This is a genomic window from Paracoccus sp. S4493, from assembly GCF_000967735.1.
In the GTDB taxonomy this organism is placed as follows: domain Bacteria; phylum Pseudomonadota; class Alphaproteobacteria; order Rhodobacterales; family Rhodobacteraceae; genus Paracoccus; species Paracoccus marcusii.
Genome location: NZ_JXYF01000040.1, coordinates 52,890 through 66,393, shown reverse-complemented (window position 1 = coordinate 66,393; position 13,504 = coordinate 52,890). Strand labels below are relative to the sequence as shown.

17 protein-coding genes and 1 pseudogene are annotated in these 13,504 nt (G+C 62.3%); 7 read left to right on the top strand and 11 right to left on the bottom strand.

The genetic code is table 11. From position 1 onward, the window contains the following. Positions 1–163: 163 nt before the first annotated feature. From TW83_RS20505 to TW83_RS08115, 11 genes and pseudogenes are all read right to left on the bottom strand, one after another. On the bottom strand, positions 164–754 hold the full coding sequence (locus TW83_RS20505; protein ID WP_157001432.1) for a hypothetical protein: 591 nt from the start codon (positions 752–754) through the stop codon (positions 164–166). Positions 755–1,179: 425 nt separating this feature from the next. Further along, a complete protein-coding gene (locus tag TW83_RS08155) occupies positions 1,180–1,383 on the bottom strand; it encodes a hypothetical protein (RefSeq protein WP_045982262.1) in 204 nt (67 codons plus the stop codon). Positions 1,384–1,644: 261 nt separating this feature from the next. Then, positions 1,645–2,718, bottom strand: a complete 1,074-nt coding sequence (locus tag TW83_RS08150) for an acyltransferase family protein (RefSeq protein ID WP_045982261.1) — start codon at positions 2,716–2,718, stop codon at positions 1,645–1,647. Positions 2,719–2,790: 72 nt separating this feature from the next. Beyond that, positions 2,791–3,447: a hypothetical protein gene (locus TW83_RS08145; protein WP_052714742.1), complete on the bottom strand. Its 657-nt coding sequence runs from the start codon at positions 3,445–3,447 to the stop codon at positions 2,791–2,793. Positions 3,448–3,484: 37 nt separating this feature from the next. Then, positions 3,485–4,183 carry a hypothetical protein gene (locus tag TW83_RS08140; RefSeq protein ID WP_157001430.1) on the bottom strand — a complete coding sequence of 233 codons (699 nt, stop codon included), beginning with the start codon at positions 4,181–4,183 and terminating at the stop codon, positions 3,485–3,487. A 45-nt stretch (positions 4,184–4,228) separates the two neighbouring features. After that, positions 4,229–4,999 carry a helix-turn-helix domain-containing protein gene (locus tag TW83_RS19290; RefSeq protein ID WP_162198032.1) on the bottom strand — a complete coding sequence of 257 codons (771 nt, stop codon included), beginning with the start codon at positions 4,997–4,999 and terminating at the stop codon, positions 4,229–4,231. 4 nt (positions 5,000–5,003) lie between these two features. Beyond that, a complete protein-coding gene (locus TW83_RS08130) occupies positions 5,004–6,395 on the bottom strand; it encodes a DnaB-like helicase C-terminal domain-containing protein (RefSeq protein ID WP_045982259.1) in 1,392 nt (463 codons plus the stop codon). A gap of 151 nt (positions 6,396–6,546) precedes the next feature. Next, positions 6,547–7,008 (bottom strand): RusA family crossover junction endodeoxyribonuclease, encoded by a 462-nt coding sequence (locus TW83_RS08125; protein ID WP_045982258.1) that lies wholly within the window; start codon positions 7,006–7,008, stop codon positions 6,547–6,549. Further along, the gene (locus TW83_RS21805) at positions 7,005–7,319 is read right to left on the bottom strand and encodes a DUF2312 domain-containing protein (RefSeq protein ID WP_204245733.1); all 315 of its coding nucleotides are present in this window, start codon (positions 7,317–7,319) and stop codon (positions 7,005–7,007) included. Before TW83_RS21805 ends, TW83_RS08125 begins: the two co-directional genes overlap by 4 nt. Before the next feature lie 135 nt (positions 7,320–7,454). After that, positions 7,455–7,637, bottom strand: a pseudogene (locus tag TW83_RS21800) (DNA translocase FtsK); the annotation flags it as partial. Position 7,638: 1 nt separating this feature from the next. Next, positions 7,639–8,058, bottom strand: a complete 420-nt coding sequence (locus TW83_RS08115; RefSeq protein WP_045982257.1) for a hypothetical protein — start codon at positions 8,056–8,058, stop codon at positions 7,639–7,641. Between the two features lie 458 nt (positions 8,059–8,516). Here TW83_RS08115 and TW83_RS08110 point away from each other — a divergent pair, with 458 nt between their 5' ends. The 7 genes from TW83_RS08110 to TW83_RS08085 all read left to right on the top strand — a co-directional run bounded on the left by TW83_RS08110 (position 8,517) and on the right by TW83_RS08085 (position 13,415). Continuing rightward, on the top strand, positions 8,517–8,792 hold the full coding sequence (locus tag TW83_RS08110; protein ID WP_045982271.1) for a helix-turn-helix transcriptional regulator: 276 nt from the start codon (positions 8,517–8,519) through the stop codon (positions 8,790–8,792). A gap of 354 nt (positions 8,793–9,146) precedes the next feature. Further along, a complete protein-coding gene (locus TW83_RS20500) occupies positions 9,147–9,338 on the top strand; it encodes a hypothetical protein (RefSeq protein WP_157001428.1) in 192 nt (63 codons plus the stop codon). A 222-nt stretch (positions 9,339–9,560) separates the two neighbouring features. After that, positions 9,561–9,773, top strand: a complete 213-nt coding sequence (locus tag TW83_RS08105; RefSeq protein ID WP_045982256.1) for a hypothetical protein — start codon at positions 9,561–9,563, stop codon at positions 9,771–9,773. A gap of 103 nt (positions 9,774–9,876) precedes the next feature. Further along, a complete protein-coding gene (locus tag TW83_RS08100; protein ID WP_045982255.1) occupies positions 9,877–10,185 on the top strand; it encodes a hypothetical protein in 309 nt (102 codons plus the stop codon). Between the two features lie 11 nt (positions 10,186–10,196). Then, positions 10,197–11,282: a hypothetical protein gene (locus TW83_RS08095; protein WP_052714736.1), complete on the top strand. Its 1,086-nt coding sequence runs from the start codon at positions 10,197–10,199 to the stop codon at positions 11,280–11,282. Position 11,283: 1 nt separating this feature from the next. Beyond that, complete coding sequence (locus TW83_RS08090) at positions 11,284–12,333, top strand: PD-(D/E)XK nuclease-like domain-containing protein (protein ID WP_052714734.1); 1,050 nt, start codon at positions 11,284–11,286, stop codon at positions 12,331–12,333. Next, positions 12,324–13,415, top strand: coding sequence for an AAA family ATPase (locus tag TW83_RS08085; RefSeq protein WP_045982254.1), 1,092 nt, complete (start codon positions 12,324–12,326; stop codon positions 13,413–13,415). Before TW83_RS08090 ends, TW83_RS08085 begins: the two co-directional genes overlap by 10 nt. Positions 13,416–13,504 lie beyond the last annotated feature (89 nt).

The following is a 13,504-nucleotide window of genomic DNA, read 5'->3' as shown; positions in this document are numbered from 1 at the left end:
GCGTCCACGTCCAGCGCGCGGACGGTATTGCGCGCGGCCAGCAGGACGGCGTTGGAGAGACCGACATAGCCAATGCCTGCGACGGCGATGATTTTTGAGGACACTCTAAAGTTCCTTGGTGGCTCGTGTTATAAATTTACGGCTCTTTGCGGGAAAGGGCTTATTATGTGTAACCATCCTCGACTTCCTCTTCCCAGCCATAATGGGAGGAGATCGTGTCATGGACGTCCGAAATCCGCTGCAGAAGAGCATACAATGACGCCGTCTTTATCGGCAGTTCCGCAATGTTTTTCTCATAATTTTCCGAGCAAGGCATTCCAAATAAGCTTTCGCAGAACTGTATATTTCGAATGTGCTCTGCGTTTTTAAACTTGGAGGCAGCAAAGCCCGCAAAAAAAGCATCCATTGAATCATACAGGGAATTGACTTCTTCAGTAATTCCCGACGTCAATTCTGGGTTCTCGCTAATTTTTGACAGGACTGCAATTCTTGCTTTTTGCCGTTGCTCTGCTACAGACAAGCTGGAGAAATACTCTTTTTCAGCTTCCAGCTTATCGGCATGAAAGCATCGTCTGAATAAAGCATAGTTCACTGCGCCAAGCTGATTACAGAGAACAAGGAAATGCCCAAGATAAGCATAGTTGCTTACTATGTCTTCATTCGATCCATAGGGCCGAAAACTGTCGATCTCTGATATCTTTCGAGCAAACCTAACTTTAGGCTCGATGTTCGCCAGTGAAAGCTTGCCCGTCATTTACTCGTCCTGTTCTTCTCTGAGTTCTCTCGGGAGAACATAGCAGTGACACGTCGTCAAGCTCCGCCGCGAATTTGGGCAGCATCATTATCCGAGGTAGCCACGCAAATGCGGGCGCGAGCAGGAATGTTTGCGGTTTGGCCGGGTGAGATGTTATGAACATGCCAGTTCAGGCTGCCAGGCTTAGCCAACATGACAGTGAACCTAGACCATGCCCGCCGTAAGAGACTCGCTTCAGCGCTGTCAGAATCGCATGCGAAGGTGGAGATGTGCGAAAAGGCGATTGCGCAGAATCAACTCCAGTTGCTTTCACTGAGGCGTGAGCTGATAGCGGCCTTAGCTCAGCTCTCAGATGCGAAACGGCGCTATGATCAAACCAAGTAAGTCAGAATGAATGTTATGCAAGTGTACCTGATCGCTGCTGTTTAGTCTTCCAGTGCTGCCTTGCGGGCATCGAGGATCTCCTGTCGGGTCTCACGTACATGGACGATATGCTGGGAGCCATTCTGATAGAGCGCCAAGATCGACGCGCCTTCAGCGCCATTGTCGATGTTGAACTCGGTTGCCTCTGTGAAGGTCAAACCCACGGGTTCGCCTGACGGCATTCTGGTCAGCGTCATCTGGGGCATAACTTGCCACTCCTATGGTACCTGCACGGTATGCAGATAATAGAAGGTGAACCGATCTGTTCCATTGGTTTCGCACTGAAGGCAGAACGCCGCTTATCCGCCAAGCTATTAGGTACCATCGCTCAGAACCCGACCTACGACAGCACTACCGCTAGCACGGCGAATGCCGCTACGAGCTCGCACAGGTCACGGATCAGGAGTACTGCTCCTGCTCGACCTTATTCTGCTAAAAGACCCAATTTATGTGCTCCATCTCTCGGTTCAAAATTGATGCTGAGACTTAGCGAACGATGGATCTGCCGATCGTGTCGGCAGAGCAAATAGCCAGTACGCCCCAAGCTTCTTCAGGCCCCACGCGGTAAAGATGCTGACGCATGTCGAAATGATCACCAGGACGGGCACGGCAACATTGTCATGGATGGACGTGATATTTAGCCGCTCAAGAATTGGAAGAGTAAGGGCGATAACCAACAGGTGGATGAGGTAGATCGCTAGCGTGTTTCGCCCCAGGTATCCGAACAGCGTCTGCGCTACAGGCGTCTTCGATATCACGATCGCAGCCATTATTCCGCCGATCATGCCGCAGATGTTCAGCGACACTGCGGACATGCCTACAGCGATGGAAAGGATCGCCGAAAGCTCCCTGAACGCCAGGGACATGGCAAGCAAAGTGACGACCAGCATACCCATCACCGGAATGCTTTGTGAAAGACGCTTCAGGGCGGGCATGCCATAGATCGCCGGAAGCACGAAGAACGGCACATACTTGAGCGCATTGATCTGGGCGAAGTTTAGTCCAAGGGGCTCGACGATCGGCGAGAACGCCACGACGCTCGTAGCAACGGTTAGAAGCACTGCAAAGGCAGGCAATGAGACCAACGCACGTGCGAGCAGGAAATAGAGGGACAGGGCCCAGATGAACCAGATCCCTGTCTGAGGCCTGAAGAACCCGGAAAGCACAGTCTGGATCAGTCCGCCTGACAAGTCTGCTGAAGGATGCGGCGCCACGTACTTGAAGAATGCAAGGTGGATGATGCTCCACAGCGCAAACAGGTACACGTACATGAGCGATTTTTTCCTAGTCACCGCGCTCCAACTGCGATGCATAATCGATGATGCCAGAAAACCAGAGATTGCAAAGAAGAGCGGCATTCTCACAGGCTGAAATACAGCCGACATAAAGCTGTAGGCCTGAGATTGTATCTCATAACTGCTGGCTATGATATTAGCGTGGTACGCAACCACAAGGAGAATAGACAGCCCTTTCGCAGCGTCTATCCAATCTATTCGGTTGCTCTTTTTTTCCGGAGCAATTGAGGAGGACAGCTGGGGCATAGAAGAGCTTTCGACAAAAACCACGGCATTACTTTAGTTCGAGAATGAAGACAAACGTGTTAACCTTTTCTCTTACTTCTCAAGCCAAGGCGCCAGCGCTGGCAGCGGTCCCGTGATCTCGATCGTGTCCAGCATCCCCGGCCTGCTCAGCACAGCCCATAGGTCCAGCAACGCCCCGCACCATGCCAGGTAGTTCCGGCGCTTGGCGGCGACCATGCTGGCGGTGCCGGTGTAGCTGATGGCGCAGACGTCGCCCTTGCGCTCATGCCGGTTCCGGTGCCGGTCGCGCCACACCCAAGTGCTGCCATTGCGCGACACCCCGGCCACGAAGCACCCGTCCTCGTCGCTCCAGTCCCACCCGCAGGGCGTGATGCTGATGCGATCCCTCTGCCCCCAGTCCGGCGCGCTGCGGGCGCGGGCCAGCTCGGCGATCTGCATGGCCATCCGGCGGCCGCCGACGTGATCCGGCAACGCCTCGACCACGGCAGCGATGACCTGCGCATCCCGGTGCGGGTCGCTAGTCCCTCCCCCGTCGACGGTGACGCCGACCTTGTGCCGCTCGGCCATGATCCAGAGCGTGTCGACGCCCGGCCCGTCAAACTCGCGGGCGCAGTACTGATCGAAGTCGAGGACAGCCTTCTCGGTGAAGAAGGCCCACGCTAGGGCGTCGGTGATCGACATGGCGCGGGTGGTGCGGGATCCGGTCTTGATCGGGTCGTGCAGGCTCATGCGGCCCCTCTGGTTTTTATAGCGTCCGAGAACCTGCTCATGCCACGGTGTCCTTCCGGTACCGCAGCGCAGCCAGGAGCCGCTGCTGGCCATCCATCGAGGGCTTGCCGTTCTCGCCCAGCACCTCGGCGCACAAAAACGCCTTCCAGCGCGCCAGCGCCATGGAGGCCTGCACCTCCAGCTGCAATGCGACAGCCTCAATCTTGTTGCCGCTGATCAGCAGCTCCGCGATGGCCAAGTCCTCTGCCGGAGTGAAGGCCGGGGCCATCTTCTCCAAGTGCTTCACGATGGCGCGCTCGGGCAGGCTTAGCGCACCCCAAGGGCGGTCGGTGGTCTGCGACCTGGCTGCGGCCGGAGCTGCGAAGGGCCGTGCTGCAGGCTTCTTGATCGGGTCTTGAGCGGCGGTCGGTTTCGGGGGCACAGGCTTAGCAATTGCTGACGCTGCGTTCTTGATCGGCTCCTGCTTCGGGGCGGCCTCGGCGGGGGTATCGACCCTGGCTGCAACCTCCGGAGGCGTCAGGCCGTGGTCAGGCTGCAAGCGGATCTCGACCGGCGCCGGCGAACCTACATACTGCGTCCCCTGGTCGGCCTCGCTGACGAATAGCTTGCGGCCGGTGGCCTCCTCGAACTCGGTCAGCGCGTTTGCGAGCAGAGCGAGGGCGGTCCCCTCCTGCATCAGCTTGTGGGCGCGGTCGGTGATCTCGGTGACGGTCATGCTTGCGAAATGGATGCTCACTGTCGGGTTCCTCTTGGTGGGGTTGGGGTGTTGGGCGGCCATGGGTCAGCCTCCGATCATTTTGCGGCGCCTGGCACGGCGCTGCTCTGGGGTTTCGGCTGGTGCACTAGGCGTGCCTGCTGCCGGTCGCGCAGTCTTAGCGCGGGCAAGTTCGTTCATCCCGGCGGTGAACCAGGACCAGCGGTTGGGCATGAATCCGGGCGACTTGCTGCGCTGCTTTGCGAGCATGTCCCGGATCACACCGTCCTGCTCCGATCGGCTCAGGCCAAGCCCATCCCACTTCGCGATCTCGACCTGGTCGTTGGTCGTACCGGTGAACCGTCCCTCTGGAGTGATGCCCGCAGCGGAGCATCCCATGAGGCTGAGAACCTCTTCCCTTCGACTGTCCCTTGCAGCGACGACGACAGCAGGCTGTGCCTCGCGCGCAGTCGTTGACGGTTCAATGACGGTTCCTGACGGTTTGGGTGAATGTGGTTCAGGGGTTTTGCGAACGTGGTTCAGGGGGGTGGTGAACCCGGTTCGGGGGTGAACGTCGTTCAGGGGTGAACGTGGTTCAGGGGTCGCGGTGACGGTATAGAGGTTCGCACCCCCCTGCCCTGCACATGGCGTGACCGTGACGAAGCCCTTCTCGATCAGCCGTGAAATGACCTTCTGAATGCCGCGGCCGGACAGTTTCGTGCGCTTGGCAAGCCGTGCGATAGACGGGTAGCACCTTCCCAGATCGTCGGCATGATCGGCCAGCGCGATCAGCACGAGGCACTCGCTGCTGTCGATGCCCTCGATGTCCCACACGGCGGACATGACCTTGATGCTCATGATCCTACTCTGACCAAACGGTGTTGGTGGAGAGGGCGCACAGGCAGCGGGCGGTGCCGGTCTGTCCCATACGCTGCTTGGCGACGCCGATTTCGAGCTTGCCGCGGGCGGCCTCCATATCGAGGAGCCAGTCGGCATACTCGTCTTGGTCGGACGCTTCGGGTTCCTCCTGCGCCAGGTAGTATTCCGGTCGGTAGCAGAACAGCACGCTGTCAGCGTCCTGCTCCAGCTGGCCACTCTCGCGCAGATCGGACAGGATCGGCCGCTTGTCGTCGCGCTTGTCCACCTCGCGGGACAGCTGGGACAGCGCCACGACCGGAATGTTCAGCGACATGGCAATGCCCTTGAGGGCAATGCTGATCTCGGTGACCTGCTCGTACCGGCTGCGGCCCCGGCTGGATTTGAGCAGCTGGGCATAGTCGACGATCAGCAGGCGGAATTTCGGGTTGGCCCGGGCGATCTGCCTGACGGCCATCGAAAGCGCCTCGACGTTGGCGTGAGCGCGCGAGAGGAAGGTGATGGGCAGGTTGCCTACTGCCTCGGCGTTTTCGACTAGGCCGCGGACTTGGTCCTCGCTCATGATCCCGGTGCGCATGTCGACATAGGGCACCGCACAACCGTACTGGGCAGAGGCCTCCGACAGAGCCCGCTGCGCCATGGCGGCCGGGGTCATCTCCAGAGAGGCAATGGCGACCCCATGCCCGGCCCGTGCAGCGTTCAGTGCCATCGTCAGCGCCACCGCGGACTTGCCCATGGCCGGGCGCCCGCCGAGGAGCGTCAGTTCGCCGGGATAGAGGCCCGGGATGATGTCATCGAGCGCGGGGATGCCGAAGCGGACGAGATCGGCATTGGTCCCTTGATAGGCCTCGATCGCCATGGCCATCGCCTCACGCACCGCAGCACTCATGGACACGGGGCGGTCGGCTTCGGTCGTGAACTCGGCTGCCAGAATCTCGCGCTCAAGCCCGTGCGCGATCTCAGTGGCCGGAATGTCCCCGCGCAGCAGTGATGTCTGCGCCTGCGAGATTGCGGCGGCCAGTGCGCGCTTTCGGGCCAGCTCGGCAAGGTGCTTCGCCATGTCCGCGGCAAAGGCCGGCGGCAGGCTGTTCGACGCCATGCGCACGAGGTATGCCGGGCCCCCAGCTTCCTCCAGATCCCGCGAGCCCTGCAGGTCCGCCTTGATCGTGACCGGGCTGACCAGGTCGCCCCGATTGGCGCGGGCCTCGATCAGGTCATAGATCTCCGCATGCAGCGGATGATGGAACAGCTCGGCGCCGCCCGTCCGCATAACTGCCGGGACAAGCCGATCGTTCATGAGCAGCGCGCCAAGAAGCTGCTGCTCGCCTTCTATTGAGTAGTGACCCGTCTCGGGCCGGATGGCGGTTACGACGTTCATTCTGCTGCCTCACATTTCTTCCAGACCTGCTCGGCTGCGAGGTCGCCCACGCTGCTCCAGTGGGCAGGCTGGGGGGTATGGTTCCAGACCTCGCCGCGGCTCACGCGCGCCAGGGCGGCAAGGGTTTGTTCCTTGGTGGGGCCCGGGCGGCTCATTCGGCACCCCCACCCACGATCAGGGCGCGCAGCTGGCTGTCCGTCAGCGGCAAGGATTCGATCTCGACCACGGTCGCTGCGGCTTCGCCCCACATCTTCAAGGCCCGGGCGTCGGCCACTTGACAGTCGTCCGTCCATGCGACGCGGTTCAGGCCGTCCTTCACCGCTTTCAGCAGATTGTCCCCGTCCGGCTTCTGGACGTGCCAGCTGCCCATGGCCGCGGCGCGGCGCTTCTTTGACCAGCTGACAGCAGGCTCGAAGATCGCGGTGATCGTCAGGCTTACCGGCCCGGTTAGGGGCTCCGGAAAAGCCGCCATTCCATGCTGGCGCACCACGTCCTCGAACCGGGCATTGGCCGGGTCGTTGACCGTGACGGCGCGGCCGAGGCGGGGGTTGTAGAACCCCCTTGCCCGCTTCTTGACAAATGGCTTGCCGGGAATGGTGATGATGACCTTCACACCATCCCCAACGCGGCTTTGTACATGTCGAGGATCGCCTCTTCCTCGGCGATGTCGTCCTTGTCGCGACGGCGCAGGGCGACGACCTGCTTCATCACCTTGGTGTCGTAGCCACGGGCCTTGGCTTCAGCCATGACCTCCTTCTGACGTTCGGCGATGTCCTTCTTCTCGGCTTCCAGCTGCTCGAATTGCTCGATGAACTGGCGCAGCTCGTCGGCAGCGACGCCATATGCTTGATCGTCCACAGCATGATCCTCCGGGGTGTTCTTCAAGGGGGGCACCTTGCGGCGCTTGCGGTCAGCGGCCGACATGCGCCGGCCGATGTTCTTCAGATCTTCGACCGTGGTCGTGACAGACGTGCCGCCTGCTGAAATTGTCACCGATGGGCTGCGGAGTGCTGCTTCTGCATCTGCATTCGCCTTGATTGGCCCGGTCCAAAGCACGTCGCGCTTCCCGAACTCGCAGGGCTTCGTGACCACGCCACGAGCCTCCATCTCCTCGATGAGGCGGGCGGCTGCGTTGTAGCCGATGGCCAGCTTCCGCTGGAGATAGCTGGTCGAAGCCCGATCATCGTTCACCACGATCCGGATGGCTTCGGATAGGCGGGGCAGGTCTTGCTCGCTCGGCATCTCAACCGTCCTCGCGCACGAGGACCGCGGCGGTGCGCTTGGCGCTGTCGATGACGTCCGCGATCTGCTTGCGCGCGGTGGCGCGGCAGCCCTTGCCCATGGCCAGCTGCGTAAGGGCCATGACGGCCTCGCCACCTTCGGCCGCAAGCTCGCCGGCGGACTGCATCAGGCAGGCCGCGTCCTGCACCTCGGGCAGCGACTGCATCAGCCAGCGGCGCACGGGCTGCTCGCCTATGGCATCCTCCAGGGCCATGATCTCGATCAGCGGCCAATCCAGCTGGCCGGACTGCCGCTTGGAGATCGAGCCCTTGGAGATGTCGTGCCCGAGGCGGGCGCCGATCATGGCGGCAGCGGCATCGAAGCCTCCGGCCTTCTCGATCAGGTTGGCCATGAAGGCGCGGATAATCCCTCGTTCAGACATGGATTCCTCCGGAAACCGCGTTTCCTTTTTTGACCGCCGGGCCCGTGGCATCAGATGATGGGTGGAGCCGGTGGGGTTCTGAGTGGAGTGTGTGACGTGGCATCGGTTTCACCTGCGCCCTGGTCGGGCGGGTTGCGGATGGTGGGGAATGTGAGGGGATCAGGCAGCTGCCCTAGCGCGGCGTGCGTGCGCGAGATCCTCCAAAGTCAGCCGATGACCGCGCCGTTTGGCTGCGTCGATCAGATCAAGGTCACGAGTGGCCGGGATGCTTTCGCGGACGAACCACGAATGCACCGTTGTGTAAGGCAGGCCCAAGTCAGACGAGAGGGCCGCGGGGGTTGTCCAAATTTGCTTGAGCTTGTCCATAGTGCAATACTACGCAATATGCGCAGCTTCAGTCAATACGCAAACCGGCAAGATGACTTCGCGGTATGCGTAACTATTATTGGTGCCAACCCATGATGGTGGCGCTGATGCTTGAAGATCGGGAAGATGACGTTGAAGCGGTCGCTGCTAGGCTCAAAGCGGCGCGCGAAGCACTTGGTCTATCAAAGCGCGAGTTTGCAGAGCGCGCCGACATGGGCGAGCAGACTTATGGCCCTTTCGAGAACGGTACACGTCCTCTTAGCTTGATTGCGGCAAAGAAGATCCGAAAGGCTCACGGTCTGACCTTGGAGTTTATGTACTTCGGGAAGATCGAGGACTTGCCGCATAGGATCGCCGCGAAGTTATGAGGCAGTCCGTCCGTCAGGTCAGCCCAGAAGTCCAAGGGCAAGCCGCTCTCGCGCCTGGCATCTTTCAGCATCTCCAACATCTCGTCGTCCCGCATACCCACCCCGAATAAGAACATAACGAGAACATAGAGGAACGCGCACCGTTCTGTCTACCCGCTAGGTTTAGCTTTTCGCAGGTCGGGGACCGCATAACGGGCATTTCGGCACAATATGTTGTGTGCAGATGCTTGTTGATCAAGATATGGGCCTATGTGCAACCCTTCTCAAAATCGATAGCCCGCCTACTCAGGCGGGCTTTTTCACGTTCGGAACATCAGTTCATTATTGGGGTTCATCCCACCGGAGGACCACGTCATGAACCACGACCAATCAAAGCCTACCCCTACCGATCAAGTGAAAGAAGCTGCAAGGACCGAGCGCCATCCCGAGGTGCCAGACCATGCAGCGGATGAAGCCAACCCGGCTATCCCTGGCGGCAATCGACCAGATGCTGCTGTAGCCGAAGATCCGGCTAAACCTGGCATGATCGATAAGAGCAAGACCTAGAAGGTCGGCAGCATCAGACCAATTGGAAAGCCCGCTCCGGCGGGCTTTTTCATGCGCCACAGCCTGGCGCTGGCAAGGGGCAGGATAGCAGCGAGAAATTGTCCTAGTCACAATAACTCCGCTTATTGCGTAGTTTTTTATTTGACACTGCGCATATTGCGTAGTTATCTTCATCTCCACAGGGCGCGACACACGAGCCGCCCGCCGAGATGGAGAACCCACATGCACCAGGCGAACTACCAAGAGGATGATCGAGACGGCTGCTTCTTCTGCGGCGTGGCCAGCGCATTCGCTATCTGGGCCATTGGCGCTGCGATCTTCGGGATGATCTGGCTCCTCACCAGCGATGCCTTTGCATCGACGGACCGCCCGGACCTTTGCGCCCAGTACCACGGCGGCGAGGTCGCGGCCTGCATCGCGGAGATGGGGCAGTGACGCTCCTCGGCAAGGACAAGTGCGCCAACGAGCTGCTGGGCAAGCTGATGACGCAGAACCTCGTGCTGCAGCAGCTGCTGAAAGAGCGCGGCGAGGTGAAGAAATGAACCGCACCCCCCTGCCCCCGGTCCTGTTCCTGGTGGCCCGTGACTATGGCGACCTGGGGATCGGCAGCCCGGACATCACCCCGAACCGCGACGAGGCGTACGACCAGTTCACATGCGCGACCGATGCGGGTGAGCCGGTCGGTGTCTGGCAGATCACCACCGCCGATGGCCTGCCCGCCGGCATCACTGACGTCACCGACGCATTCGAGCGCGAGCTGCAGGACGTCTGTATCAAGCGCGATCTGGATTTTCCGGCGGTTCGCCGCCTTGAGGACAACCCCGCGCTGAAGCTGGCCGCGGAATAGGAGAAACCCACATGAACGACATGACCAACACCCCCGGCACGGGGCTGATGCTGCCTGCCGGAACGGATCTTGCTGCGCTGTTCAAGGACGGCACCGGGATCGACCCGCTGATCGCCCGGATCGAAGCGGAGGTCCGCGCCCATGTCTCCGACGCCAGCACCAACAAGGGCCGCGAGGCGATCAAGTCGCTGGCCTACAAGGTGAGCCGGTCGAAGACGATGCTGGACGATGCCGGCAAGGCGCTGAACGAGGACGCCCGCAGGCAGATCAACCTGGTCGACGCATCCCGCAAGAACATCCGCGATCGGCTCGACGCGCTGCGCGACGAGGCCCGGGCCCCACTGGTTGCATGGGAAGAAGCCGAGGCTGCCCGCCAGGAGCGGAACAAGCGGCTTCTCGGCCAGCTGTCCAACCATGGCATGACTGGGCTGGAGGCATCAGCCGACATCATCGCGAAGGCGGCGCAGATCAAGGGTATCGTCCTGCCGGACGACTTCGGCGACGACCGGGATGCGGCCGAGGCTGCCAGGGCCGCCACCATGGACGCGTTGCGCAACATGTTCGTCGCGGCCCAGAAGCGTGAGGCCGAGGCTGCGGAGCTGGAGACCCTGCGCCGGGAAGCCGCCGAGCGGGCTGCCGCTGACGAAGCCGCCCGGATTGAACGCGAGTGCGTCGAGACGGAGCGGTTGGCGGCCGAGCGCGCCGAGCAGGACCGGAAGGACGCTGAGGCCCGCGCGGCGCGCGAGGCCGAGGAGCGGGCTGCCCGCGAACAGGCTGAGGCCGAGCGCATCGAGCGCGTCCGCAAGGAAGCTGCCGAGAAGGCCGCGGCGGAGGCGGAGGAACGCCACCAGCGCGAGCTGGCCGAGGCCGCCCGCCGCGAAGAGCAGGCTGCGCAGCGCGAGCGGGACCGGATCGCGGCCGAGAAGCGCGCTGAGGAAGAGGCGCAGCGCAGGCGCGAGGAAAACGCCCGTATCCGCAACCGGATCAAGCGCGAGATCGCCGCGGCACTGACCGCCCTGCCCCAGCCCCTGACCCCCGAAACCGTTGCCGAGGCCTTGGTGGCCGGTGGCATCCCGAACACGACCGTGAGGTTCTGACATGGATGGAGCATGGCCCTTTGACGACGCCCCGAAGCGTCCCGAGCCGAACAAGATCGCGGGCTCGCCGCCCTACGAGGAGTATCAGCCGCTCACCCGCATCCTTACCGCCGGCGTCCACCAGATCGACGGCGAGGACTATCACCGCGACCCGGCGCCTGAGCCGTCCCTGTCCTCGACGCTGGCCAAGACCATGCTGGGGCAGTCGCCCCTGCATGCCTGGACGGCCAGCCCACGGCTGAACCCGGACTGGGAGCCGGTGAACAAGAAGACCTTCGACATCGGCCGGGCGGCGCACCGCGCGATCCTGGGCGCGGGCGGAGACTATGTCGGCATCCCCAGGAGCATGCTGGCCAGCAACGGTGCAGCCAGCACGAAGGAGGCCAAGGCTTTCATCGAGGACGCCCGCGCCGCCGGCCAGACCCCCCTCAAGGAGGACGAGGTCGCGCAGATCAATGCCATGCGCGCCAAGGCGCAGGACAAGCTGACCGCGCTGCAGATTGACCTGGACCCCGCCCGCTCCGAGATAGTGGCCATTGCCGAGATCGACGGCGTCTGGTGCCGCGCGATGATCGACAACGTGCCGCTGGATGCGCGCCTGCCGATCTACGACTTCAAGACCTGCGAGAACGCCAGCCCCGAGGCCTGTCAGAAGGCCATCCTGAACTACGGCTACGACGTGCAGGCCGAGCATTACCGCCAGGTCTGGCACGCGGCCACCGGCGAGGACCGCGTGTTCCGCTTCGTGTTCCAGGAGAAGAGCGCGCCGCACGAGGTCTGCGTGGTCGAACTGGGCGCCGACACGCTGCTCATCGCCCGCAAGAAGATCGCCCGCGCCCGCGAGATGTGGCGCCTGTGCCTGCGCGCGGGCCAGTGGCCGGGCTATCCGCTCGGCGTGCACCGTGTCGACCTGCCCAGCTGGGCGATCGAGCGCTGGCTCGAGCGCGAAAGCCACGAGGCCCAGATCAAGCGCGACACGGGCCGCGACATCCTTGCCGCCTCCTATGCGGCGCAATCCCCCGAGAACCACGAGGTGAACCCATGGGCGTGATCCGCTTCATCCCCGTTACCGAGATCAATGATCCCCTGACCCTGTCGATCGGCCTGAGCGGCGGGTCGGGCACGGGCAAGACGTATACCGCGCTGTTGATGGCCCGCGGTATCGCCGAGGTCGTCACCGGCAAGCCAGGCGCCCCCATCGGCTATGTCGATACGGAAAACCGCCGCGCGCTGCACTACAAGGCGGCCTTCCCCGAGATGATGCACTTCGACTTCGCGGCGGTGGACGACAAGGGCAGCGTGGTCGGCTTCGGGCCCGAGCGTTGGATCGAGGTGATCGACGCCGCCGAGGAGGCAGGGCTGCCGGTGCTGATCCTCGACAGCTTCTCGCATGCCTGGGAAGGCGTCGGCGGGGTGCTGGACTTGCACGCCACGACGCTGGACCGCCTGACGCGCGGCGACGACAGCAAGAAGGACCAGCGCAGCCAGCTGGCCTGGGCCGAGGTCAAGCCGCGGTACCGGCGCCTGATCGACCGCATCGTGCGCGCCAAGACGAACATCATCATCTGTACCCGCGCCAAGCCGGTGATGCAGGACTTCAAGACCAAGCTGAATGCCCGGACCACCAAGACCCGGCGCAAGGACGTGCCGTGGGATCCCGCCGCCGATGGGGACCTGATGTTCGAGATGACCACGATGGTGATCCTGGACCCGGTCGCGCCCGGCTGCCCCGTCCACCAGATTAAGGTCGCGGACCAGTTCAAGGCGCTGCTGAACCCGCGCCAGCCGATGGGTGCCGAGACCGGCCGCAAGATGGCCGAGTGGGCGAAGGGCCAAGGTAGCGCTCAGGAGCAGAAGGCAGCGCTGGACGAGGCCCGCACCCAAGCGCGCCGCGGGCGGAGCGCCATGCGCACCTGGTGGCAGGAGAACCCGCAGAAGGCCGACATCGCCAAGGCGATCCTGGCAGAGCTGCAGGAGCTTGCCGCCGCCGCTGACCGCGAGGCCGAAACTGCCAACGACGACCCGTTCGCTGATCGGCCTCAGCCCGACGAGGACGAGGCCGACGACAGCATGACGCCCGAGCAGCGCGCCGAATACGAGGCTGCCATCGCCAACATGCGCCAGAGCGCCTGACCCCATTCCCCGCCGCCCATCGCCTGTGGCGCGCGGGGAGAACTGGCGGGTCAGTCCCCCTCCCCCTGACCGGCCCGCCCTTTTCACAA